At 50.5% G+C, this 24,922-nt stretch carries 23 protein-coding genes and 1 pseudogene; 13 read left to right on the forward strand and 11 right to left on the reverse strand.

Translation table 11 applies throughout. The annotated features are described in order from the left end of the window. Nucleotides 1-62 precede the first annotated feature (62 nt). From HMPREF2661_RS07830 to HMPREF2661_RS07845, 5 genes and pseudogenes are all read right to left on the reverse strand, one after another. Nucleotides 63-428: pseudogene (locus HMPREF2661_RS07830) on the reverse strand (DUF4178 domain-containing protein); the annotation flags it as partial. An 87-nt stretch (nucleotides 429-515) separates the two neighbouring features. Further along, complete coding sequence (gene speD / locus HMPREF2661_RS07835; RefSeq protein WP_049323966.1) at nucleotides 516-899, reverse strand: adenosylmethionine decarboxylase; 384 nt, start codon at nucleotides 897-899, stop codon at nucleotides 516-518. Next, nucleotides 896-1,042 (reverse strand): hypothetical protein, encoded by a 147-nt coding sequence (locus HMPREF2661_RS11615; protein WP_004519337.1) that lies wholly within the window; start codon nucleotides 1,040-1,042, stop codon nucleotides 896-898. The genes speD and HMPREF2661_RS11615 overlap by 4 nt, the downstream gene beginning before the upstream one ends. Before the next feature lies 1 nt (nucleotide 1,043). Then, on the reverse strand, nucleotides 1,044-2,564 hold the full coding sequence (locus tag HMPREF2661_RS07840) for a DUF4178 domain-containing protein (RefSeq protein ID WP_193388262.1): 1,521 nt from the start codon (nucleotides 2,562-2,564) through the stop codon (nucleotides 1,044-1,046). 162 nt (nucleotides 2,565-2,726) lie between these two features. Then, entirely contained in the window at nucleotides 2,727-3,740 is a 1,014-nt protein-coding gene (locus HMPREF2661_RS07845; protein WP_070823167.1) for an SPFH domain-containing protein, read from the reverse strand. A gap of 429 nt (nucleotides 3,741-4,169) precedes the next feature. On the opposite strand from HMPREF2661_RS07845, the gene HMPREF2661_RS07850 reads away from it, so the two are divergent. Beyond that, nucleotides 4,170-5,000, forward strand: coding sequence for an outer membrane beta-barrel protein (locus HMPREF2661_RS07850; protein ID WP_070823170.1), 831 nt, complete (start codon nucleotides 4,170-4,172; stop codon nucleotides 4,998-5,000). Between the two features lie 189 nt (nucleotides 5,001-5,189). On the opposite strand, the gene HMPREF2661_RS07855 is transcribed toward HMPREF2661_RS07850, so the two are convergent. Then, nucleotides 5,190-5,588, reverse strand: coding sequence for a DUF350 domain-containing protein (locus HMPREF2661_RS07855; protein WP_083324968.1), 399 nt, complete (start codon nucleotides 5,586-5,588; stop codon nucleotides 5,190-5,192). A 204-nt stretch (nucleotides 5,589-5,792) separates the two neighbouring features. On the opposite strand from HMPREF2661_RS07855, the gene HMPREF2661_RS07860 reads away from it, so the two are divergent. Further along, a complete protein-coding gene (locus HMPREF2661_RS07860; protein ID WP_070823173.1) occupies nucleotides 5,793-6,545 on the forward strand; it encodes a CPBP family glutamic-type intramembrane protease in 753 nt (250 codons plus the stop codon). 73 nt (nucleotides 6,546-6,618) lie between these two features. Here HMPREF2661_RS07860 and HMPREF2661_RS07865 read toward each other — a convergent pair whose 3' ends face one another. After that, nucleotides 6,619-6,966 carry a cupin domain-containing protein gene (locus HMPREF2661_RS07865; protein ID WP_036491610.1) on the reverse strand — a complete coding sequence of 116 codons (348 nt, stop codon included), beginning with the start codon at nucleotides 6,964-6,966 and terminating at the stop codon, nucleotides 6,619-6,621. Between the two features lie 174 nt (nucleotides 6,967-7,140). Between HMPREF2661_RS07865 and HMPREF2661_RS07870 the strand changes: the two genes are divergently transcribed. Both HMPREF2661_RS07870 and HMPREF2661_RS07875 read left to right on the forward strand, forming a co-directional pair. Further along, nucleotides 7,141-8,031 (forward strand): DMT family transporter, encoded by an 891-nt coding sequence (locus HMPREF2661_RS07870; protein ID WP_070823177.1) that lies wholly within the window; start codon nucleotides 7,141-7,143, stop codon nucleotides 8,029-8,031. 18 nt (nucleotides 8,032-8,049) lie between these two features. Continuing rightward, the gene (locus HMPREF2661_RS07875; RefSeq protein WP_063067994.1) at nucleotides 8,050-8,406 is read left to right on the forward strand and encodes a SpoIIAA family protein; all 357 of its coding nucleotides are present in this window, start codon (nucleotides 8,050-8,052) and stop codon (nucleotides 8,404-8,406) included. A 156-nt stretch (nucleotides 8,407-8,562) separates the two neighbouring features. Here HMPREF2661_RS07875 and argS read toward each other — a convergent pair whose 3' ends face one another. Beyond that, nucleotides 8,563-10,281, reverse strand: a complete 1,719-nt coding sequence (argS, locus tag HMPREF2661_RS07880) for an arginine--tRNA ligase (RefSeq protein ID WP_070823180.1) — start codon at nucleotides 10,279-10,281, stop codon at nucleotides 8,563-8,565. Nucleotides 10,282-10,434: 153 nt separating this feature from the next. On the opposite strand from argS, the gene HMPREF2661_RS07885 reads away from it, so the two are divergent. Both HMPREF2661_RS07885 and HMPREF2661_RS07890 read left to right on the forward strand, forming a co-directional pair. Further along, the gene (locus HMPREF2661_RS07885; RefSeq protein WP_070823182.1) at nucleotides 10,435-10,971 is read left to right on the forward strand and encodes an isochorismatase family protein; all 537 of its coding nucleotides are present in this window, start codon (nucleotides 10,435-10,437) and stop codon (nucleotides 10,969-10,971) included. A gap of 13 nt (nucleotides 10,972-10,984) precedes the next feature. Then, a complete protein-coding gene (locus HMPREF2661_RS07890; RefSeq protein WP_070461353.1) occupies nucleotides 10,985-11,485 on the forward strand; it encodes a GNAT family N-acetyltransferase in 501 nt (166 codons plus the stop codon). Nucleotides 11,486-11,541: 56 nt separating this feature from the next. On the opposite strand, the gene tehB is transcribed toward HMPREF2661_RS07890, so the two are convergent. Then, nucleotides 11,542-12,411 (reverse strand): SAM-dependent methyltransferase TehB, encoded by an 870-nt coding sequence (tehB, locus tag HMPREF2661_RS07895; RefSeq protein ID WP_070823185.1) that lies wholly within the window; start codon nucleotides 12,409-12,411, stop codon nucleotides 11,542-11,544. A gap of 12 nt (nucleotides 12,412-12,423) precedes the next feature. Further along, complete coding sequence (locus tag HMPREF2661_RS07900; RefSeq protein WP_036491598.1) at nucleotides 12,424-12,813, reverse strand: PH domain-containing protein; 390 nt, start codon at nucleotides 12,811-12,813, stop codon at nucleotides 12,424-12,426. 120 nt (nucleotides 12,814-12,933) lie between these two features. Between HMPREF2661_RS07900 and rnhA the strand changes: the two genes are divergently transcribed. The 3 genes from rnhA (at nucleotide 12,934) to HMPREF2661_RS07920 (ending at nucleotide 15,359) form a co-directional block, all read left to right on the forward strand. Beyond that, nucleotides 12,934-13,371: a ribonuclease HI gene (gene rnhA, locus HMPREF2661_RS07905; protein WP_049323866.1), complete on the forward strand. Its 438-nt coding sequence runs from the start codon at nucleotides 12,934-12,936 to the stop codon at nucleotides 13,369-13,371. A gap of 321 nt (nucleotides 13,372-13,692) precedes the next feature. After that, nucleotides 13,693-14,091, forward strand: coding sequence for an HIT family protein (locus HMPREF2661_RS07915; RefSeq protein WP_004519320.1), 399 nt, complete (start codon nucleotides 13,693-13,695; stop codon nucleotides 14,089-14,091). Between the two features lie 74 nt (nucleotides 14,092-14,165). Beyond that, nucleotides 14,166-15,359, forward strand: a complete 1,194-nt coding sequence (locus tag HMPREF2661_RS07920) for an LD-carboxypeptidase (RefSeq protein WP_070823190.1) — start codon at nucleotides 14,166-14,168, stop codon at nucleotides 15,357-15,359. A 62-nt stretch (nucleotides 15,360-15,421) separates the two neighbouring features. Here the strand turns inward: HMPREF2661_RS07920 and serC are convergent, their stop codons facing one another. Next, nucleotides 15,422-16,528, reverse strand: coding sequence for a phosphoserine transaminase (gene serC, locus HMPREF2661_RS07925; RefSeq protein WP_070823193.1), 1,107 nt, complete (start codon nucleotides 16,526-16,528; stop codon nucleotides 15,422-15,424). 342 nt (nucleotides 16,529-16,870) lie between these two features. On the opposite strand from serC, the gene rimP reads away from it, so the two are divergent. The 4 genes from rimP (at nucleotide 16,871) to HMPREF2661_RS07945 (ending at nucleotide 24,823) form a co-directional block, all read left to right on the forward strand. Then, on the forward strand, nucleotides 16,871-17,302 hold the full coding sequence (gene rimP, locus HMPREF2661_RS07930) for a ribosome maturation factor RimP (RefSeq protein ID WP_070823196.1): 432 nt from the start codon (nucleotides 16,871-16,873) through the stop codon (nucleotides 17,300-17,302). Nucleotides 17,303-17,329: 27 nt separating this feature from the next. Then, nucleotides 17,330-18,835 carry a transcription termination factor NusA gene (gene nusA, locus HMPREF2661_RS07935; RefSeq protein ID WP_049323862.1) on the forward strand — a complete coding sequence of 502 codons (1,506 nt, stop codon included), beginning with the start codon at nucleotides 17,330-17,332 and terminating at the stop codon, nucleotides 18,833-18,835. An 11-nt stretch (nucleotides 18,836-18,846) separates the two neighbouring features. Beyond that, entirely contained in the window at nucleotides 18,847-21,735 is a 2,889-nt protein-coding gene (gene infB / locus HMPREF2661_RS07940; protein WP_070823198.1) for a translation initiation factor IF-2, read from the forward strand. Nucleotides 21,736-22,084: 349 nt separating this feature from the next. Further along, nucleotides 22,085-24,823, forward strand: coding sequence for a calcium-binding protein (locus HMPREF2661_RS07945; RefSeq protein WP_070823201.1), 2,739 nt, complete (start codon nucleotides 22,085-22,087; stop codon nucleotides 24,821-24,823). Nucleotides 24,824-24,922 lie beyond the last annotated feature (99 nt).

Raw genomic sequence — 24,922 nt, forward strand, 5'->3', positions numbered from 1 at the left:
TAGCATAACTGCTAATCTACGTCAGCCCCTAAAATTTTCGGCCCCCGTCTCCTCTTCTGGGCAAGCAAACATGTCATCGCATATAAATCGCCAACCTCGGAAAGCCAGCCGGTCTGCCCGTCATCAAACAAGACATACCATTCATTCCATGCGCCGACATCGTAATGCACCTGCAATCGCCCAATCAGCGTAAATTTCCGATCATCAAAAACGCCTCTCGTTCCAATCTGCAACGGACTAAAATCCTCCAGCAACGCAGAATCACGCCCAGAATTGGCAACAAAATATCCGCTCCTCCCCTTACCGCTTCTAGCAACCAGCATACTGTGACAATGGCCACACACCAGCGTCACGGCAGTAGCGGAATATGCCTCCACAGGCGCACCACAGCTTGGGCAATCGGTTTTAAAAAAAGGCGTTTTTTCCATATAACGTCAATATTTCAGTTTAATCAGCACAAGGTTTAAGGCCGTCTGAAAACGGATTGAATATGCTTTCAGACGGCCTAACAGATTTTATTGTTCAATCGATGGTTGTACATCGTCCAGTATACCTTCGCCACGTTGTGCAACCGTCCAAACAGCCCTTGCTGCCGCCAACTCCCTGCACAACACTTCCTTCACTTTTTCCAATTTCATACCACCGCAAATAAATACATCAATAGCAGCGAAGCGGTGTTCAGGCCAAGTGTGGATACTGATATGGGATTCGGCAAGCAGTAAAAAGCCGGTTACGCCGCCTGCGCCACCGAAGGTATGGAAATGTTCGGTCAATATGGTGGCTTCTGCCGCCTGTGCAGCAGCCACCAAAGCGGTTTTCAGACGGCCTTCATCTTTTAAGATGGCTTCATCGCAACCGTATAAGTCCAATAGGCCATGATTACCGGGCGCATGGGTCATTTATGGCCTCCGGAGAAACCGCTGCCGCCGTAATAGCCGCCGGAGTGCATACGCGAGCCGTCGGAGTCGGAAGAACCGTAGCTGATGATCATGGAGATGACGATGATGATGGTGCTGAAAATGATGTAAGTGATTCTTGACATATTAATCCTCGTCCTCGTCTTTTTTACCCATGCTCCACAACAACCAGCATCCTACAAAGATGACGGTAAGTGCGGCAGAGCCATCGCCTGTCAGCAGCGCAGGGAGGTTGACGACAACCAAGATGGCGGTCATTATCATTCTTAATGATTTATCAATGCCGTCCGCCGCCATGTTTGCAGTGTAATGCGGAGCTTGGCTGGTCAGATTAAACGCATCTGCAATTTCCCGATAAGCAATTGGGGCACTTCTAGTCCATGCCATTTCATGACTGTTTAGTTCGGAGCCAAGCTTACGGCTTTGTCCGTCTCGGTAATCGCTGTAATAGTTCAAATCACCGTTTCGGACACGCCAATAAAACGCCCCGCTGGCAACCTTGACCTGTCCGCCATAGTCATAAAGTTTGCCATAGCCTTGCGGTTGGCGGTTGCGGTCGAGGCGCGGCCAATCGTTCAAGGTTTCGGAAATATTCCAACCTTCATCAGATTCAACCAACCATAAGAAACCCTGTGTAGGGTTGTAAAGCAGATACTCCGACCATTGTCCTTCGGGCGTGAGCGTACGGTTGAGGCCGCTGAACAGGTTTTCGAATGTTTCCTGTGCGTCGGTTTCGGCGTATCTGACTGCGCCCATAACGTAAAATTCGCGATTTTTCAGACGGCCTTGTCTGCCGACGGGCAGGGTAAACAGGCTTTGCTGCGCCGTTCGTATGGCGTTGGCGGTAATGAGTTCGGCTTTGTCTTTGCCGATTGCCAATTCGCTGCCGCAGCTTGGGCAGTTGAGATGGGCGGTGAGGCCGTTGACCCAGTGGACGGACGAGCCGCAGTTGGGACAGTTTTCTGAGGAAATACTGCCTTTCAGACGGCCTGCGCTTTCTTTGATTTCGTCTTCGCTGCGGGTGTTTTCCAGCTTCAAATCATCTAGGTTTACCATCCGCCCAAAGAAGGCTTCAGGTGTTTCGCTGCTGTAATCGAGCGTGATGAAAAGGTTTTCGCAACGCCAGTCGGAAACCCGATTTTCTGCATCCTCTTTCAAAACAAACGGCAACTCACCCTGCGCGGCCGCATGTTTCAAGCTGATGTTGCGGACATCGGAGGCAATATAGCGTTTATCTTGAAAAATCAGCTCGCTAAACCCGGCTCGCGTGTCTTCAAATCTCGGCGGATTATCGATTTCGACCGGCATGGTCATCACATACAAATCGCCCGCCTCTGAAAGCCAACCGGCCTTGCCGTCGTCAAACAGCGCATACCATTCGTTCCACGCGCCATCGTCGTATTGCACCTGAAGCCGTCCGACCAAGGTAAAGCGTTGTGCGACAAATGTGCCGCTGGTTCCGATTTGCAGCGGACTAAAATCTTCCAGCAATGCGGAATCGCGGCCGGAGTCGACAACGCCGTTATCTTGCCGTACCAGCATGCTGTTGCAATAGCTGCACACCAGCGTCACGGCAGAAGCAGAATGCGCTTCGACAGGTGCGCCGCAGCTTGGGCAGTCGGTTTTGAAGAAAGGAGTTTGAGACATGGGTTTGCTTTTTTAGAATAAGTTGGGATGTTTCAGACGGCCTTAACGTTTTTGAAGTCGGACAGGCTTAATCAAATCATTCGAAAGGCCGTCTGAAACCTTTTCCACAGAAGCAGCTCAACGCTTCTTTTGAATGATATTTTTCAGACGGCCTTCAATTGATCAACCAATCAGCTGTTTCAACACTTCAGCCTTGGCTTTGTCAAAATCTTCTTGCGAAATCAAACCGCCATCGAGCAAAGACTTGAGTTTTAACAATTTCGCCTGCGGATCTTCGGCAGCCGGCTGAACATTTTGTTGAGCCTGTTGCGCATTCGGCTGCATCATGCCAGACATGGCACCCGCCATCGCCTGACCAATACCGGCACCCACGCCCAAACCCGCACCGATTCCGGCAAGTCCGCCTTCATTTTGTGCTGCAAGCGGGATAGATTCGGCGGTTTGATATTGGGTGTAGCGACCCAAATCGCCGATAACGCCCATCGAAATTTTCTTATCCAACGCAGCCTGGATAGAAGCAGGCAAGGAAATGCTTTCAACCGTAAAGTTTTCCAGCGCCAAACCCAGCTTGGCAAATTCTGCGCCAAGCAATTCGCTGATTTTTTGCGACAACAAAACTTGGTTCGCCGCCATGTCCAAGAATGGGATACCGGAGCTGCCAAACGCGGCCGCCAATTGGGTGACTGCAATATTGCGCAGTTGGTTTTCCAAGTCTACGCCGCTGTATTGCGCCGCCACACCGCTGACTTCTTTGAAGAATTTTGCCGGATCACTGATGCGGTAAGAATACATACCGAACGAACGCAGTTGCACCGCGCCAAACTCGGCATCGCGCACGGTAACAGGTTGGGACGTACCCCATTTTCGTGCAAGCTGTTGTTTGGTATTAAAAAAGTAAACATCCGATTTAAACGGAGATTCAAAGAGCTTGTCCCAGTTTTTCAAGTTGGTCAGCACCGGCAGCGTTTGCGTATTGAGCGTGTAACGCCCCGGACCAAACACGTCGGCGGTTACGCCTTCATCGACAAACATCGCCATCTGCGCCTCACGCACAGTCAGGCTCGCACCGTTTTGGATCTCCTCATCGGCAATCGGGAAACGCCACATCAGCAGGCTGTCGTCAGGATTCGGCCATTGGATGACGTCGATAAACTGTTTCTTGATAAAGTTGAACATCGCAGTTCCTTATTTTAAGAAGAAGGGATAACTTATGGGCAGCCAGGTCAATTTGCCTGGTCGGTTATATCACTTATTTTATATAAATAGAATGTCATACGATATTAACATTCAAAATGTCTTTATGCATGGGAATAGAGTGGGTGGCTGCATATACTTTTATCGCAAACCGAATAATAACTATAGAAATATTAACTTATTGAAAATTCGAAATTAAACCTCTTGCGACTCAGTGTTACACGTTTTCCAGGTTTTTTATCCATACTGTCTCATAAAAAAGACAAATATTTGCGATAAATCATTAAAGAAATTAATAAAAGTAAATATATTACCCCATCGGCATTGTTAATATTCATTAAATATTATAAACTTTGCCATGCAATGGTACTAAATTATCACACTGATTTTTCCAAACTAAAAGGAATTTACATGAAAAATTCTGCTCATTTCTGTCTTGCTGTGTTGGCACTGTCTGCTGCAGTAGGCGCACAGGCTGCCCGCCCTGTTGAATTTACCGTTGGCAGCGAATATTACAACGAAACCTATCGCGAATATGAACAAGATGGTAGCCGAATAATGCAACAAAAAGGCAACCTGTGGTCTATTAATGCAGGGGTTAAATACCGTTTCAACGATCGCCATGCGGCAAAATTGGAAGGCCGTTATTCCCGTGGTAAATCAGATTACACAGGAAGTTTCCAAAATGGATTTGGTGAATCCACAGGTTATGGTTCTGCCACACTCAAAGACGCCCCACGTCGTGCATACGATATCCGTGCCTTATATGAATATACACATCCGATTAACGATCGCTTTAGCCTGACTGCCGGTGCAGGCTTGGGACACCGTGTTCTGAGAGATTTGAGCCGACGTGTCGATCCTGATGATTATGACCGCAAAAACCGAACTACATATGCGCAAATCAATGCCGGTGTGAATGTTGCCCTTCCTGCAAACTTTGAGATTTCTCCTCGTATTGCCTACAATCGTGCCGTTAAGGGCCGCCAGTATTCTTACGAGCCAGATCGAGAAGAAACCAGAATGAAACAAGGTGGCGGACAAGGTATTGAGGTTGAAGTACCTGTATCTAAAAAATTCGCTAACGGTTCTAAAATCACCCTAACCCCGTTCTATCGCGGCTGGAAAGTCAAAGATTCAAACTTCACCGTTACAGAAGACTATGGCTTCGTTCAATTGGGCGCGATCGAACCTAAAAACCGCACCCGAGAAACAGGTGTAAGATTGCAATACTCATTCTAATTTAACGAAGTAGTTAAAACGTTTCAGACGGCCTTGTATATAACAGGCCGTCTGAATTTTTTGATGCCTCCCAAATCTCATCATTCCCTAATACCATCAGACATAAGACATTATCCGTCAAAAAAATCTACCGCTGTTTTTTCCAGACAAGATTTGAGATGAGTACATCTTTTGCGATCAAGCCCAAAATCAAGTCAAACAAGCAGCGTTCAAAATGCCAATCGAAATGGACACTGCGCCAAATAACGCACCGACGGCGACATTGTTGCCGATGAGTTCTGCGGTAGCACCTTTAATCATCATGGTGGCGGCGAAATAGACAAAAATCTGAATCACGGCTGCGGCAAGGGCCCACAAGATAAAATCGATGAAGCTGACGCTGTGGGCAATACTTGAAGCCAGTGTCAGACAGAAACCGACCAACGCGCCGCCAAATGATAAGGCGCAGGCAAGGTTGCCGTTTTTAATCAGGCGCAATTCTTCAACGGGTGTAATCCGCAGATATACGGCGGCAAAAACAACGGTCATGGCGATACCTACCAACATATATTGCAGGTAGAGCAGATATTGGGACAGAGAAATACTCACGATAAGATTCCTTGGTTTGCAATAAAGTGATTATGCCATACTTTTGAAGATAAACCCTTTAGAAAATACGGCATTTTGGAAGCACTTCAGGCCGTCTGAAACAGCCTGATTTTTAATTCATGTTTTATTGTGATAATTGTTGACGATTTTTGTATATTTATGTAACTATTGCGCACCGCTATTTATTAGATCAAAGAGGAGAATATGAGCATTCTCGCCGCCATCCGCCCTAAAGAGCCTTTGCGCAATCTGCGCTGGTTTGACATGCTGATTGTAACCACCATCCTGTTCGGTCAATTTGCCTACCGCTCCACCCAACTTTATATCGCCAGCCTGATGCCGCAAGTAGAAACGGCTGCTGTTGCCGAAGAGGCGCGAGATACTGCGGTAACCGGCGTGGCTTATTCGGAAAACATGAGCCTGCAGTTGACGCTGCTTGCTATTGCTCTGATTTACCTCGTTATCCGCCGTTTCGACTTCAAACAATTGCCGATTCGTTTTAATTTAGGCGTATTGTTTTGGACACCTGTAATTTTTATCCTGATGGGTCTGACCGCCGATGCGGTAACTTCATTAAGCGGCGGCTACAATTATTTCACTACTGAAATTTTCCAATACATCAAACCATTATCCATCTTCGACAAATTCGCCGCCCTTGCGCCGATGGCCATCCTCTACGGCCTTTTAAACGGCTTTTATGAGGAATTCTGCTTCCTCGGCCTCTTGACCTGCGTGGAAGACAAATACAAATGGCAGGCATTGGCCTATTCGACCTTGGTGCGTATCTCCTTCCATACTTATCAAGGCATGCTTTGGGCGACCGTTATCGGCGTCGTTTTCGGCTTGATGTACTACTTTTTCTACAAATACAAAGTCAAAAACCTGCTGCCGTTTTTCCTGATTCACGCCTTGGCAGATATCTTCGGCTCCGGCTTCATCTATTTGATTTGCGCTTAATGGCAACAGTTGACTGAATAAACAAGGCAGTCTGAAAAATGATGTTTCAGACGGCCTTTTATGATTAATCGGCTTACTTAATCAACGTAATCGCCACATCCGCATCTTCCGTTGCAACCGCCTCAATCACGACATCACCGCCAAACCGCAACACCGAGCCTGCTCCGACCGTATGTTTTTCCTTCTGATTCAAGGTTACGTCAAAGCTTCCTTTTCCAACGGCAAAAATCAGCGTTTTAAAACCCGGATGATCGTGCGGCTTAATCTGTTCCCCTTTTTTCATGTCTTTCTTAACGACCATGTAATTTTCGCCGCTGAAAATCTTACCGTTTTCAGAAGAAACCTCTCCCAAAGGCGCGGCAGAAACGGCAACGGAAAACAAAGCAGACAGCAATACGGCAGCAATATTGGCAACTTTCATAACAAGCCTTTCTTGAAAACAGGGCTTTCATTCTACAAAAAACCACCATATTATTCAATAATAATTCTCATTTCTTAATCTACGGGCCGTCTGAAACCCAACGATATTTTTCAGACGGCCTGATTGGCCTGTATAATATTCTCTTATTAATAAAACCGCTTTACATACCATCAAATGGAAACCGTCAGAAAAGATCCGCTCGGCTCGGCCTGGATGGTTATCGCCGCGCTAGGCTTTACCGTCATGAACCTCTCCATCAAAGCCGCCTCAACGCAATTCGGCTTTTCCAGCGGCGAGCTGGTCTTTTGGCGCATGCTGGTCTCCACCCTGTTCTTAGGCATCATGGCCAAAGCGCAAGGCAACACGTTTTCTACGCCATATTGGAAAACCCATCTCAACCGCAGCGTCATCGGCACGCTTGCCATGATGTGCACGTTTTATTCCGTCATGCATCTGCCGCTGGCAACAGGCGTCACACTCAACTACACGTCTTCCATCTGGCTGGCCATCTTTTCATTTTTCATTTTAAAAGAAAGAATTACGTTTTACACCCAAGCCATTTTGGTTATGGGCTTTATCGGCGTTATCCTCTTGCTCAACCCCTCTTTTCAGGGCGGACAGGAATTTGCCGCGCTGGTCAGTTTGGCAGGCGGCGCCATGTCGGGCTGGGCGTATTTGCAGGTGCGCGAACTCTCGCTTTTGGGCGAACCGGGCTGGCGCGTGGTGTTTTACCTCTCGCTTACCGGCCTGATTATGGGCGCAGTCTGGAGCACCATCACAGGCTGGCATCCGCTGACTGTGTCTTCCCTGCCCTATCTGGCCGGCATCGGCATCTCCGCCATGATTGCCCAACTGGCCATGACCCGCGCCTACAAGGTCGGCAAGAAATTTACCGTTGCCTCGCTTTCCTACCTGACCGTCGTTTTCTCCGCCCTGTCCGGCGTACTGCTTTTCGGCGATAAAATCACTTGGCAGGAAGCCGCCGGCATGGTTATCATTGTTGCAGGCGGCGTGTTCAGCAGCTTTACTCCGGCCTCAATCAAAAAATTTCTGATGAAGCAATAATTTAACAAGGAGAACACCATGATTTCCATCCGCGAACAATCTTACGGCTTAAACGTAGCGCTGTACAACGAGTTCACTTTGGACGATTTCCGCCAGTTGGAAGAAGCCTTGTTGGCCGCAAAACAAAAAATCCATCTGCCCGACATCCTGTTGGACTTATCCATGCTGAAAGACTTCACCATCGATATGGCGGTCGAACAAATCAAATTCCTCAACCAACATGAAACCGACTTCGGCCGCGTTGCCGTCATTACCGACGACATTTGGATCAAACTCGGAGCGCGCCTTTCCAGCCTCTTGACCAACCAACATCCCAAATATTTCAGCGACGCTGCCGAAGCACAGGCTTGGTTGTTGGCAAGCAATTTGAAATAAAGATAAGGCCGTCTGAACACATTACCTAAGCAAATTCAAAACTGCTTAGGCTCAAAATCAACGGTATCACAATATTTTTCAAAGCATAAAAAGGCCGTCTGAAACCTTGCAACCTGCAAAGTTTCAGACGGCCTTTCATCGTTTTTATTTCAAAACTTACATGACATCCAACACATCAATACCCAACAACTCCAAGCCTTGTTTCAGCGTGTCGCCGGTCAGCTTCGCCAGTTGCAGGCGGCTGTTGCGGGTTGCACCTTCTGATTTCAGAATCGGGCAGGCTTCGTAGAAGCGGCTGAACAAGGTGGCAATTTGGTAGAGGTAGGCGGCGAGGTAGTGCGGATACGCAGTATCTGCCACGCTTTGCAGTACGTCTTCAAATTTCAGCAGCTCGGCGGCCAGTTGTTTTTCCAAAGGTTCGGTCAAAATGGTTGGCGCAGTTGTGTCCCATTCGCCGGCTTTGCGGAACACGCTTTGTACACGTGTGTAGGCGTATTGCAGGTAAGGGGCGGTATTGCCTTCAAACGAAAGCATAGCGTCCCAGTCGAACACATAATCGCTGGTGCGGTTTTTGCTCAAATCGGCGTATTTGACCGCGCCGATGCCGACGGTTTTGCCGATTTTAGCGGCTTCGTCCGCGCCCAATTCGGGGTTTTTCTCTTTCACCAAAGCGGTAGCGCGCTCGACTGCTTCGGTCAGCAAATCAACCAGTTTTACGGTGTCGCCGCTGCGCGTTTTGAACGGTTTGCCGTCTTTGCCCATCATCGTGCCGAAGCCGATAAACTCGGCTTTTGCATCTTCCGGCAGATAGCCTGCTTTGCGGGAAGTGGTAAAGAGTTGCTCAAAGTGCAGGGCTTGGCGATGGTCGACGACGTACAGCAGGCGGTCGGCATGAAGCGTGCCGACACGGTAGCGCAAACACGCCAAGTCGGTGGAAGCATAAAGGAAGCCGCCGCCTTGTTTTTGCACGATAAATGCAGCAGGTTCACCCTCTTTGTTTTTGAACTCATCCAAGAACACGACTTTCGCGCCGTCGTCTTCGACTGCCAAACCTTTTTCGACCAAATCATCGACTACGGGTTGCAAATCGTCGTTGTATTTCGATTCGCCTGCCACGTCTTCAGGGCGCAGTTTCAAGCCCAGCGTGTCGTAAACGGCTTGGGCGTGCGAGAGCGAAATATCGACAAACTGTTTCCACAACGCCAATACGGTTTCATCGCCGCCTTGCAGCTTCACAACGTATTCGCGCGCAGTGTCGGCGAAGGCAGGATCTTCGTCAAAGCGTACTTTGGCAGCGCGGTAAAACTGCTCCAAATCCGCCAACTCAAACGCGGCATTATCTTTTTGCTGCTCAACCAAATAGGCGACCAACATGCCGAACTGCGTACCCCAGTCGCCGACGTGGTTTTGGCGGATAACGGTGTTACCCATAAATTCCAACACGCGCGAAATGCTGTCGCCGATGATGCTGGAACGCAGATGGCCGACGTGCATTTCCTTTGCCAGATTGGGCGAGGAATAGTCGATAACGACGGTTTGCGGTTTGTCGGTTTGCGCTATGCCAAAACGCGCGTCGTTCAAGGCCGCGTGAATGTTTTGAGCGAGAAATTCAGGACGCAGGCGCAGGTTGATAAAGCCGGGGCCGGCGACTTCCGCGCTTTCAATCACGGCGTTGCCCACCAATGCTTCGGCCACTTTTTGCGCCAATTCGCGCGGATTTTGTTTGGCTTTTTTCGCCGCACCCATCACGCCGTTGATTTGGAAATCGCCGTGTTCGGCGTTTTTGGTTGGCTGCAAAACAACGGGGCTGTCGGCGATGCCTGCGGCGGCAAAGGCGGCGGCGGCTTCGCGTTCGACGGTTTGGTATAAATTCATGTTGTCGGTCTCTATCAATTCAAATCAGGCGGTATTTTAAAAGAATTTCGGGCTTTAAAACAGGGCAAGCTGCAATACTTTTCCAGCGGCTTGTTATATGATTGCATTCTGATTCAACGATTTTGCTGTAAAGGCCGTCTGAAAGGAAAAGCCATGAACCCAAAAAATACGCTTTGTCTGATTGTCGATATTCAAGAACGCCTGCTGCCCGCCCTTTCCGGTGCGGACGAAATGTTGGAACGCTGCCGCCTGCTGATTCAAGGCTTGACGGCTTTGGACATCCCCTTTGCCGTAACCGAACAATATCCGAAAGGTTTGGGCAACACTGTGTCCGCCGTATCTTTGCTGTTGCCCGAAGGCACGCCGGTTGTCGAGAAAACCCGATTTTCGGCGTTTTTACCCGAAATTCAGGAAATCTTACGCAAAAACGACATCAAAAACGTTATTTTAGTGGGTGCGGAAGCGCATATCTGTATGCTTCAGACGGCCTTGGATTTGAAGGCGCAAGGTTACGCCGTATCCCTGCCTTTTGAATGCACCGCCTCACGCACAACGGCCAACCGCAACAATGGTTTGGCGCAACTGAGCCGTCAGGGCATTACCGTTTCCAATGTCGAAAGTATTTTGTTCCAACTGCTCGGCGATGCCAAACATCCGGCCTTTAAGACCATCTCCAAACTGATTCAATAACAGGCCGTCTGAAATGCAATACACCATCCGCCCTGCCCTGCGCCAAGACTTGCCCGCCATCGTCGATATTTACAACAGCACCGTGGCCACGCGCCAATCCACGGCCGATTTGTCGCCGACCACGGTTGCCGAACGTGAAATGTGGTTTGCCGCACACACGGACAAACGCCCGATCTACGCCCTTTACGATACCGACGGCACTGTATTGGCCTGGGGCAGTTTCAGCGACTACCATCCGCGCTACGCCTACCACATCAGCGCAGAAGTCAGCGTTTATGTCCGCCACGATATGCGCGGCGCAGGCGTGGGCAAAATCCTGTTGCGGCACATGCTCGAACGCGCGCCGTCCTTAGGCATCCGCAACGTCATCGCGCTTGTGTTCGGCCACAACTATCCGAGCCTGAACCTGTTTCACCGTTTCGGTTTTGAAGAATGGGGGCGGCTGCCGCAAGTCTGCGATTTAGAAACCATGTTGGCAGACGTCGTGATTTTGGGCAAAAGGATTGTCGATTGATTACGACAAAGGCCGTCTGAAAACTGAATTCAGACGGCCTTTTTACGGTAAAACCTTTATTCCGGTTTCTTCGCCAGCATGGTAACGAATTTAAACTGAATCGGATTGCCGAATTCGTCTTTCGCGTGCATCGAACCCAGCTCTTCCTTGTATTCCACCAATTCCCAATCCCTATAGTATTCACGCAGCTCGCCTTCGCTGAATTTGAACGGGAACGGCATCGGACAAGGGAAATCTTCCGTATCCATCGCAGACACGATCAGGTTGTAGCCGCCGGGGTTGGTGTGTTCCTTCATATTGGCAATCACATCAGGAACGTAACGCGGCATCAGGAACATAAACACCACGGTCGCCACCATATAATCGAAGTTTTCCTGAATATTGGCGGCGTTGAGGTCGTATTCAAACGCGCGGACATTCAACTCTTCAATACGCGCCAGCTCTTCCACGTTTTGAACCGCATGGGGATTATTATCGACAGCGGTAACGTCAAAACCTTTCAAACCCAGATACAGCGCATTGCGGCCCTGGCCGCAGCCCATATCCAAAACCTTGCCGACAGGCACGATGCCTTCGGCGGCGCGGACGGCCGAATGCGTCGCGCTCATGCCGTATTTCTTATTGAAATAGTCCGCCGCCTCGCAGTAAAACGACAGTTGGATTTCCGTGTCTTGCGTTTGCGGCGTGATAAAGTGCCATGCTTGCGGATGGATAATCCAATCGCCGCTCTCAGGCGTCAGCTCGTGCGTGGCCGTAATATTGCCCGCCTCGTCCAATTCATTGAAGTTCAGACGGCCTTGGAGGACATTGAGGCAGCCCCAAGTACCGGCGGCGGTATTGTGTTTGGACAACAAGGCTTCGGGAATCTCGTCCGCCGTCCACACAGGCATCTGTTTGTAACAAAACAATTCTTGCTGTTCGCTCATCATATTTCCTTTCTATTTTGACGGTTTCAACACGGCTTCTGCCAAGGCTTTCTGAATGGCAATCACGCTCTTGTCGCTTTTAAACTGCAAGGTTTCGGTCGGCGCCTCGCTAGAAGAAATCCAAATCTTCAGTTCGGCATCCAAATCGAAATGACCCGAGGTTTCCACCGAAAAGCGCGATACGGAACGATACGGAATCGAACGGTAAGACACTTTCTTGCCGGTCAAACCCTGCTTGTCCACCAACACCAGCCGATATTCGGTAAACACAATCAAATCGCGCACCAGGCTGAATGCCATTCTTACCTGTTCGCCATCAATCAGGATATTCGCCAAATCGCGTTCCACCGCATCGGCGTCTTTTTGCGAAGCATTGCCCAAAAGGCCGCTGAACAATCCCATATCTGCCTGCTTTCTATACGAGTGATAAAGTGCAGGGTATTTTACACGCGCAAACCGTATTTGCCGATATTTCAGACGGCCTTATGTTATGATACCGCCTTATTCGACAAAGACATGCCCATGGATAAACCCGTTTACCTCTACACAGACGGCGCATGCAAAGGCAACCCCGGCGCAGGCGGCTGGGGTGTATTTATGCGCTACGGCACACACGAAAAAGAATTGTTCGGAGGCGAGGCCGAAACCACCAACAACCGCATGGAGCTGACCGCCGTCATCGAAGGTCTGAAATCCCTAAAACGCCGCTGCCAAGTCGTCATCTGCACCGACTCGCAATACGTCAAAAACGGCATGGAAAGCTGGATACACGGTTGGAAAAAAAACGGCTGGAAAACCGCCGCCAAAAAACCGGTTAAAAACGACGATTTATGGAAAGAGCTGGATAGTTTGGTTCAACAGCACGATGTCCGCTGGACGTGGGTAAAAGGCCATGCCGGACACCCAGAAAACGAAAAAGCCGACGAGCTTGCCAACCGAGGCGCAGCAAAATTTTTATAACACTTCACCCATGACTGTACTCAAATATCTCAAACTATTCTTTTGGATTGCTATCATTGCATTGATTTGTGTGACGCCAAAAGCACTTATGTTCGCCTATTCGCCCTTTCATGATGTCAATGATTATTTTAACTTTGGATTGTGCGATCACATTGAGAGTGCAGAAGAATGTGACGACTTAATCACGCCCTCCTATTTATTTTGGTGGTTTATACCTAAACCGTGGCTTTTCGCATTCATATCTCTGACTGCCATTTACCTTGTTCTAAAAATCCTGATTGAAATCATCCGATTCCTATTCAGACTGAGAAAGAAAAACCCATGACCTGCCCCATCTGCACTGCCGACAACGAAGATATTTTGCTGCAAACGCCAAACCTGCGCGTTATCGCCGTCCACAATGAAGCCGGCGCACCGGCATTCTGCCGTGTGATTTGGAATAACCATGTTTCCGAGATGACCGACCTTTCCCCTGCCGAACGCAACGAAATCATGGAAATGGTGTATCAGGTTGAAGCCGCAATGCGCCAGGTCTTCCGCCCGGCCAAAATCAATTTGGCCAGCCTCGGCAATGTTGTGCCCCACCTGCATTGGCACGTTATCGCCCGCTTTGAAAACGACGCCAACTTCCCTGCACCGATTTGGGCCGCGCCCGTCCGCGAACACGGCATGACCCTGCCCGAAAATTGGCCGGAACAAATCAAAAACTTAATCGCTTAAACTTTCAGACGGCCTGCAAGGTCCGACACGCCAAGCTTCAGGCCGTCTGAACATATAACGAAAGGAAAACCTCAATGACTTCCACCACGCGCCGCCATTTCCTGCGCACCTGCTCTGCCGCGGCGGGCGCAGGGTTGTTGCAAGCCTGCGGTACAGGCACAACCACCACGCCGCAAATCAAAACCACTTCCACCACCGCGAAAGCCCAAACCGTGCAACCTAAGCAACCCCATCCGCCACGTTCCGGCGACAACCTCCTGCGCGTTGTTGCGCCGTCAGGCTTTGCCGAAGACCCCAACCGCGTAACCACCGGCCTGACCCGCCTCTACAATGCAGGCTTTACCGTGACCAACCAACAGGCAGGCAGCCGCCGTTACCAACGCTTTGCCGGTAGCGACGCCCAACGCGCCGCCGACTTCCAAGACGTTGCCGGCGGCCGTGTTGAAACACCCAAAGTCCTCATGGGCTTGCGCGGCGGCTACGGCGCGGCACGCATCCTACCGCAAATCGACTTTGCCTCACTCGGCGCCAGAATGCGTGAACGCGGCACATTGTTCTTCGGCTTCAGCGACGTTTGCGCCGTCCAACTCGCCCTGTTGGCCAAAGGCAATATGATGAGCTTTGCCGGCCCGATGGTGTACAGCGAATTCGGCAAAGCAGACCCCAGCGTCTTTACCATGGATTCGTTCATCCGCGGCACAACCAACAACGTCAACATCGTTGATGTTCCAACCATCCAACGCGCCGATGTCAACGTCGAAGGTACATTATGGGGCGGCAACCTCAGCGTTCTCGCCTCCCTCGCCGGTACGCCTTACATGCCCGACATTCAAGGCGGCATCCTCTTTATCGAAGACGTCAGCGAGCAACCCTACCGCATCGAGCGCATGCTCAATACGCTTTATTTGTCAGGTGTTTTGCAAAAACAACGCGCCATCATCTTCGGCGATTTCCGCATGGGCACCATCCGTGACGCGTACGATTCCAGCTACGACTTCTCCGCTGTCGTCAACCACATTTCGCGCACCGCCAAGATTCCTGTGTTGACCGGCTTCCCATTCGGCCACATCACCAACAAAACCACTTTCCCGTTGGGCGCGCACGCCAAAGTCCGCAGTACCGGCAACGGCGGTTATTCCGTAACCTTCAGCGGCTACCCGACGCTGAACCCGTCCGCGCTGACACTTGACAACCTGCTGCCGCCTCCCGTGCCGACTTACGACAGCACCATCTACCGCGACAGCATCACTGAAGAAGTGACCGAATAAGGCTTGTTCAAATCAAAAGGCCGTCTGAACCCAGTTTCAGACGGCCTTTTTATATCTTCATCTTAACCGTAACGTCGTTGGAAATCTTTCATAAATTCGGCCAACGCGTTCACACCTTCAAGCGGCATCGCATTGTAAATGCTGGCGCGCATACCGCCGACGGTTTTATAGCCCTTGAGCAGGCACAAGCCCTGCAACTCGGCTTCCAACACAAAGCGGCGGTCCAAATCCTCGCTTGCGGTTTTGAAGACCACGTTCATTTTGGAACGCGCATCAGGATGAATATCATTGATGTAAAAACCGCCGCTGCCGTCTATCGCCTCATACAAGGTTTGCGCCTTCATTCGATTGACCGCTTCAATTTTTTTCACACCGCCCTGCGTTTGCAGCCAGCGGAACACCAAGCCCGACATATAAATCGCATAGGTGGACGGCGTGTTGTACATACCGTCGCGGTTGATATGCGAACGGTAGTTGAACACATCGGGAATATCGTTCGGACAACGCTCCAGCAAATCCTCGCGGATAATGACCACGGTCGCACCGGCAGGGCCGATATTTTTTTGCGCGCCGGCATAAATCAAGCCGTAATCTGATACATCAAACTCACGCGACAAAATCTCGCTGGACATATCGCACACCAGCGGCGGCAGGCCGTCTGAAAGTTTGGGGACGTTTTGATACTGCAAGCCGTTTACGGTTTCATTAATCGCAAAATGAACAAACGCAGAATTCGGGTTGACATCCCAATCCTCAACCGCAGGCAGATTTTTATAGGCATATTGCTCGCCGCCATGCGCGGCCAAACGGATTTCGGCATTGCTCAAACGGCTCATCTGTTCATAGGCAATACGGCTCCAGTTGCCCGTTACCACCGCGTCGGCAGTCGCAAAACCATGTGCCAAATTCATAGCCGCCATATTGAATTGCGTGGTCGCACCGCCCTGTAAAAACAGGATTTGATAGTTGGACGGAATATTCAAAAGCTGACGCAAGTCTTGTTCGGCATGATGCAGAATACTCAAAAACATATCCGAACGGTGGCTCATCGCCATCACGGGGAAACCTGTACCGTTGTAGTCGAGCATTTCCTGTTGCGCGGTACGCAATACGGCTTCCGGCAATACGGCAGGACCTGCGGAAAAATTATAAATCGGGTGTGCGGACATAGCGGCCATCTTTCTTATTCGGAGGGTATGCAGAAATTGTAGAACCGCCTTGCACATTGTGCAAGCACGAAAAATCAGGAAATCCAAGGCCGTCTGAAAACAAAGAAATACCAATTATTTGTTTTCCAAAATAATTTCAGAAACACCACATCAAAACTTGTCAACAATTCCCTTTTCAGACGGCCTCACCCCTCCCCTTCCATTTAAGCAATCACTTCAAAAAATCCACGCCAAATCAACGCTTTTCTTTTATCTGGAAAACAGTTATAATAGGCCAATTTTTCAAATCACACGAAAAATGGCCGCGCGGCCATTTTTTTGTTTATGTACTTCTGGAGAAGCATGGATATTCAAAGCATTCTTGATAAAACCCTGCCCGGCTTGGGCTACGAGCTGGTCGATTTCGAACTGACCGCGCAAGGCGATTTGCGCATTTTCATTGATAAAGAAGGCGGCATTACCGTCGAAGACTGCGCCACTGTCAGCAACCATCTGAGCCGCGTGTTCATGGTTGAAGACATCGACTACAAACGCTTGGAAATCTCCAGCCCGGGCCTTGACCGGCCATTGAAAAAAGCCGCCGATTTCGTGCGCTTTGTCGGCCAGAACGCCAAAATCAAAACACGCCTGCCGATTGATGGTCAGAAAAACTTCATCGGCCGCATCGAATCTTGCGAAAACGACATCGTTACCGTCTCTTTCGACGGCAAAACCGCCCAAATCGAATTGAGCAACATCGACAAAGCCCGTTTGCGCCCCGAATTTAAATTTTAAAAACCGATTACTTGGAGATTCTAGAAAATGAGTCGCGAAATGTTACAGCTGGCCGAAGCGCTGGCAAGTGAAAAAAACGTTGAAACGGAAGTCGTATTCAAAGCCCTTGAATTCGCCCTCTCTACTGCCGCCAAGAAAAAAGCCGACCGCGAGCACATGGACGTGCGCGTCGAAATCGACCGCGATACCGGCGAATACCAAACCTTCCGCCGCTGGCTGATTGTTGCCGATGAAGACTACACCTACCCCGACGTAGAAAAAACCATCGAGGAAATCCAAGAAGAAATCCCCGGCACCACCATCCAAATCGGCGAATACTACGAAGAGCAGCTGCCAAACGAAGGCTTCGGCCGCCAGGCAGCGCAAACCGCCAAACAAATCATTCTGCAACGCATCCGCGATGCCGAGCGCGAGCAAAACCTGAACGAGTTCCTTGCTTCTAAAGAAGACATTGTTTCCGGCACCGTAAAACGCGTCGAGCGCCACGGCATCATCGTTGAAGTCGTCGCGGGCAAACTTGACGCCCTGATTCCGCGCGAAGAAATGATTCCGCGCGAAAACTTCCGCAGCGGCGACCGCATCCGCGCCCTCTTCCTGCGCGTGGACGAAATCGGCAATACCGGCCGCAAACAAGTTATTTTGAGCCGTACTAGCGGCGACTTCTTGGCCAAACTCTACGCCAACGAAGTGCCTGAAATTGCAGACGGCCTGTTGGAAATCCGCGAAGTAGCACGCGATCCAGGTCAACGCGCCAAAGTTGCCGTCAAAGCCAACGACCAACGTATCGACCCGCAAGGTACTTGTATCGGCGTGCGCGGTTCGCGTGTCAACGCCGTGAGCAACGAATTGTCCGGCGAACGCATCGACATCGTTTTGTGGTCTCCCGAGCCTGCCCAATTCGTGATGAACGCGCTGTCTCCTGCCGAAGTGAGCCGCATCGTGATTGACGAAGACAAACACGCCGTTGACGTGATTGTTGATGAAAACCAACTGGCGCTGGCTATCGGCCGCGGCGGTCAAAACGTCCGCCTGGCTTCCATCCTGACCGGCTGGCAGCTGAACATCATGACCGTTGAAGAAGCCGATGAGCGCAATGCCGCCGAAGACGCCGTTATCCGCAACCTCTTCACTACCTACTTGAACATCGACGACGAAACCGCCGATATTTTAGTTGAAGAAGGTTTTGCCACATTGGAAGAAGTGGCTTACGTTCCGGCGGCAGAATTGCTCGCCATCGAAGGCTTTGACGAAGAAATAGTTGAAACCCTGCGCAACCGCGCACGCGACGCCATCCTGACCATGACCATCGCGGCAGAAGAAAAACTGGGCGAAGTGTCTGAAGACATGCGCAATCTGGACGGCGTAGATTCAGATATGTTGCGCAAGCTTGCCGAAGCAGGCGTGACCCAACGCGATGATCTGGCCGAATTGTCTGTTGACGAATTGGTCGAAATTACCGGTGTTGACGAAGAAGAAGCCAAAAAAGTGATTTTGGCTGCACGCGAACACTGGTTTACTGAAGAAAACAACTAAGGGGGTACTGAATGAGTAATACAACCGTAGCACAATTTGCCGCCGAACTAAACCGCCCCGTCGATGATTTGCTTAAACAATTGAAAGAAGCCGGCGTCAACAAAAACAGCGGTAATGACAGCCTGACCACTGACGACAAACAACTGCTGACCGCTTACCTGCAAAAGAAAAACGGCAGCAACAGCGGCACCATCAGCATCCGCCGCAAAAAAACCGAAGTCAGCACCGTTGACGGCGTAAAAGTGGAAACACGCCGCCGCAGCCGTGCCGTTACCATTCCTTCTTCCGAAGAATTGGCCGCGGAAGCCAAAGCCAAAGTAGCGGCTGAAAACCAAAAAGCCGAAGCAGAAAAAGCAGCCGCCAAAGCTGCCGAAGAAAAAGCCAAAGCTGAAGCAGAAGCAGCCGCAAAAGCCGAAGCCCGCGCCAAAGCAGAGGCCGAAGCAGCCAGACTGAAAGCAGCCAAAGCCGCACCAAAAGCAGAAAGCAAGCCTGCCGAAGCCAAAAAAGAAGAAGCTAAACCGGTTGAAGCCGTAGAAGCTAAAGTAGAAGCCAAAGCAGACACCAAGCCGTCTGAAAAATCCGTTGAAGCTGAAAAACCGGCCGAAGCCAAAAAACCTGCTAAAGCCAAACAAGACAAAGGCGGTAAAGGCAAAGAAGCGAAAAAGGCAGCCAAACCTGCCGCGCCTGCCGTACCGCAACCTGTCGTCAGCGAGGAAGAACAGGCTCAACGCGATGAAGAAGCCCGTCGTGCCGCCGCCCTGCGTGCGCATCAAGAGGCTTTGTTGAAAGAAAAACAAGAGCGTCAAGCGCGCCGTGAAGCCATGAAACAACAGGCCGAGCAAGAAGCAAAATCTGCCAAAGAAGCCAAATCCAAATCAGGAGAACGCAACAAATCTGCCGAGAAAACCAAAGCCTCAGCCGGCGAAGGCAAATCCGAACACAATGCGCGCAATAAAAAAGACGACCGCCGCGATCGTGACGAAGAGAACCAAGGCCGCAACGCCAAAGGCAAAGGCGGCAAAGGCGGTCGCGACCGCAACAATGCACGCAACGGCGACGACGAGCGCGTACGCAGCGGCAAAAAAGGCAAGAAACTCAAACTCGAGCCGAACCAACACGCCTTCCAAGCGCCGACCGAACCTGTCGTACACGAAGTCTTGGTTCCCGAAACCATTACCGTTGCCGATTTGGCGCACAAAATGGCCGTTAAAGGCGTCGAAGTGGTCAAAGCCCTGATGAAAATGGGCATGATGGTCACCATCAACCAATCCATCGACCAAGACACCGCCCTGATTGTGGTGGAAGAACTCGGCCACATCGGCAAACCTGCCGCCGCCGACGATCCTGAAGCATTCTTGGATGAAGGCGTGGAAGCAGTAGAAGCCGAAGCATTGCCGCGTCCGCCGGTGGTTACCGTCATGGGTCACGTCGACCACGGTAAAACTTCCCTGCTGGACTACATCCGCCGTGCCAAAGTGGTACAAGGCGAAGCGGGCGGCATTACCCAACACATCGGTGCATACCACGTTGAAACCCCACGCGGCGTGATTACCTTCTTGGATACTCCGGGTCACGAAGCATTTACCGCCATGCGTGCGCGTGGTGCAAAAGCAACCGACATTGTGATTCTCGTGGTCGCAGCCGACGACGGCGTGATGCCGCAAACCATCGAAGCCATTGCCCACGCCAAAGCAGCGGGCGTACCGATGGTGGTTGCCGTCAACAAAATCGATAAAGAGGCTGCCAACCCCGAGCGTATCCGCCAAGAGTTGACCGCGCACGAAGTCGTGCCGGACGAATGGGGCGGCGATGTACAATTTATCGACGTTTCCGCCAAAAAAGGCATCAATATCGACGCCTTGCTCGAAGCCGTCTTGCTCGAAGCCGAAGTTTTGGAGCTGACCGCCCCTGTTGATGCACCAGCCAAAGGCATCATCGTTGAGGCACGTTTGGACAAAGGCCGCGGTGCGGTTGCTACCCTCTTGGTGCAAAGCGGTACGCTGAAAAAAGGCGATATGCTGCTGGCCGGTACTGCATTCGGTAAAATCCGTGCAATGGTTGACGAAAACGGCAAAGCCATCAATGAAGCCGGACCATCTATCCCTGTCGAAATCCTCGGCTTGTCCGATGTACCGAATGCAGGCGAAGATGCAATGGTATTGGCTGACGAGAAAAAAGCGCGCGAAATCGCCCTCTTCCGTCAAGGCAAATACCGCGATGTTCGCTTGGCCAAACAACAGGCCGCGAAACTGGAAAACATGTTCAACAACATGGGCGAAAACCAAGCCCAATCCTTGTCTGTCATCATCAAAGCAGACGTACAAGGTTCTTACGAAGCTTTGGCGGGCAGCCTGAAAAAACTGTCTACCGACGAAGTGAAAGTGAACGTGTTGCACAGCGGCGTGGGCGGCATTACCGAATCGGATGTCAACTTGGCCATCGCTTCCGGCGCATTCATCATCGGCTTTAACGTGCGTGCAGATGCCTCCGCACGCAAACTGGCCGAAAATGAAAACGTGGAAATCCGTTACTACAACATCATTTACGATGCCATCGACGACGTGAAAGCCGCCATGAGCGGTATGCTCTCTCCGGAAGAAAAAGAGCAAGTCACCGGTACGGTCGAAATCCGTCAGGTTATCTCCGTTTCCAAAGTCGGCAATATTGCAGGCTGTATGGTTACCGACGGCGTGGTCAAACGCGATTCCCATGTCCGCCTCATCCGTAACAACGTGGTCATCCATACCGGCGAACTGTCTTCTTTGAAACGCTACAAAGACGACGTCAAAGAAGTCCGCATGGGCTTCGAATGTGGTCTGATGATCAAAGGCTACAACGAGATTATGGAAGGCGACCAACTCGAATGTTTCGACATCGTCGAAGTTGCCCGTACGCTGTAATCAGACAGGCCGTCTGAAAAATCAGAAGCAGGTTTTGCAATGCGAAACCTGCTTCTTTTTTTCAGACGGCCTTTTTACACTCTTCATAGTTTGAAACTATAGAAATCAATGTGTGGTACAGAAGGCACAAAACAATCAAACAAGGCAAAACCATTTAGTAAAAGAAGGGACGGCAAACACGGCCCGACAAGGCTCTCTAATTATTGTCATATCTTAATGTTTTTGTTGTTTTTATCAAATTTCGGCACTAGTATATATAGCCTAAACACAATACAAATTAAGCAATACCGGACATATGCCGGATACGTTTACTTCCTTGTTACTCTCATCAATATCTAAAGAAAATATCATGACAACCGAAAAAGCAACCCGCATCCGCAATGCGCAATTTGAATTACGACATGCAGAGCAATTACAACCTCCCCCCCTTGCTCAAATAACCACAGGCACGCCCAGGAATGACGTTTATTATGTCACCCGCAGCGACGATACAATCATTGAAGACCCAAACGGCGGCGATGATACGGTTTACAGCAACGTCAGCTATACCCTCCCCAACTACGTTGAAAACCTTGTTTTGACCGGTACGGCCAACATCTTCGGCGCAGGCAACAACAGCAACAACATCCTCATCGGCAATGAAGGCCGCAACCGCCTCAACAGCGGGCGTGGCGACGACATCGTTTACGGCGGCGGCGGCAACGATTTCATCAACGGCGGCGAAGGCAACGACCGTCTTTTCGGCGAAACAGGCAATGACACCCTCAACGGCGAAGCAGGCAACGATGTGCTTGAGGGTGGCGAAGGCGACGACACCTACCTTTTCTCTGCCAAAAGCGAACAAGACACCATCATCGACGACCAAGGCCACAACAGCATCCGCTTCCATACCGACCTGAGCCTTAACGATTTAACCGTCGAAGTCCGAAACAACGAAAACGGCGGTCAAGACTGGCTGATTGCCGTGAAAAACAGCAATGCCGTTTTAACCATCCAAAACCAATACACGCAAAACGGCACAACGCCGGCAGTCTCCCAATTCATCATCGGCACACAAAAACTGGATGTGAACAGCTTTGCCAAATATTTCAATATTTCCCTGACTGAGCATACCGAAAGCGGTAAGACTATCAATGGTAGCGACGGTAATGACCACCTGATCGGCACATCCGGCGATGATATTATCGACGGCAAAGCCGGTGCCGACATCATGGAAGGCGGAGACGGCAATGACACTTACTATGTTGATAACGCAAAAGACGTAGTTATCGAACAAGCTGGCGGCGGCGAAGACACCGTATTCAGCAGCATTTCATATACTGCAGCCACCCACGTTGAAAATGTTACTTTGACCGGCACAGCCAATATTTTTGCCGCCGGAAACAACAGCAATAACATCCTGACCGGCAACGAAGGCCGCAACCGCCTCAACAGCGGACGCGGTGATGATACCGTTTACGGCATGGGCGGCAACGACAACCTCAATGGCGGCGACGGCAACGATTATCTGGATGGCGGTGATGGTAACGATGCCATCAATGGCGATGCTGGCGATGATGTTTTGGTGGGCGGCAACGGCAAAGACATTCTGAAAGGCGGCGCCGGAAACGATACCTATATTTACGGCGATAACGATACCATTATCGACAACCAAGGCATCAATACCCTCAAGTTTTCAGACGGCCTGAACAATGCCAAGCTCAACCTGAAGACCATTCATAACGACGACGGCAGCCAAAGCTGGGAAATTACGTCGGAGCAAGGTTCAGCCCTGATTCAAAACCAAATCGGCGCAGATGGCAGCGTTTCCATCGACCGTTTCCAGTTCAGCGACCAAACCTACACTGCCGCGCAGTTCCAACAAGCCTTCCAAGCCCTGAAAGCTGAAACCATCAAATTTGTCGGTACAAACGGCGACGATACCTTGCATGGCGATGCAGGCAACAATGAAATCGACGGCGGCAACGACGGCCGAGACATCCTCTATGGCCACGACGGCGATGACATCTTGCGCGAACACAGCGAAACCTATTACGGCAACGAACCCGCTTCCGACGATAAACTCTACGGCGGCAACGGTAACGACAAACTCTATGCCCATGTAGGCGCAGACTTACTCGACGGCGGCGCAGGCAATGATTATCTGGAAGGCGGCGAACACAACGACACCTATGTTTTCGGAAAAGGTTACGGACACGACACCATTTTCGACTACAACTTCGGTTTCGACAACGAGGCCGGCCTGCATACGCTCAACGCCAACACCGTGAAATTTAGCGGCGGCATTACCCTTGACGACCTTGAAATTACCGTTGAAAAAGGTTACGACAAAACCGGGATTGCCGACCTGCCCGACAGCAACCAATTTGTATCTCCACCCCTGCTGGATGGCGACACTTGGCATATCCGTATCAAAGGCACAGACGATGTTCTAACCATCAAAAACCAAAGCGGCATTTATGGTGCGATTTCCGAGTTTCAGTTTGACGGCAATGCCTCATACAGCACGGGCGAGCTGATCAACCACTTCAAGTTGTCTATCCCGCACATGATCGGCAACAAAAACATCGTCCAATACACCGGCCAACCCGTTGAAGAACTCAACCGGGATGTGTACAACAACCTCAACCACACCATCCATGCCGATAGCGACAACAGCGATTTAGATTTGTCGCGTTATACTTCTGTTGTCGAATACAGGGGCAACCGCAGCGATGAAACCATTACTTTGGGCCGCGGCATCAACATCGTCGATACGGCCGGCGGCAACGACACCATTACCGATCCGGGTGCCGACAACACCGTTATCATGTTTGGCAGAAACAGCGGCAATGACACATTTAATCCGTATGGTGGCAGCGATACCCAAGTCCACTTCAAAGAAGGGCTCACGCTGAAAGATTTACAGTTAAAAACCGGCGATGATTGGGTCTTAACCATCAAAGATACAGGCGAAACCCTGACCATCCATGATATTGCCAACAATAATATCGACAGCTTTGTATTTGAAAGCGGTAAGAGCTACACCGCCGACGAACTCAGCAAAGCACTGATTACTGAAAATACGCAAAACAACGGTATCCTGTAAAACCCAAAGGCCGTCTGAAACCTGAATTCAGACGGCCTCAGTCTTTTGCTGATTTATTTATCTTTCCGCTATATAATTATTCTCATTCAAGTTCACAAG

The sequence above is a fragment of the Neisseria sp. HMSC061B04 genome (assembly GCF_001836705.1).
Classification (GTDB): domain Bacteria; phylum Pseudomonadota; class Gammaproteobacteria; order Burkholderiales; family Neisseriaceae; genus Neisseria.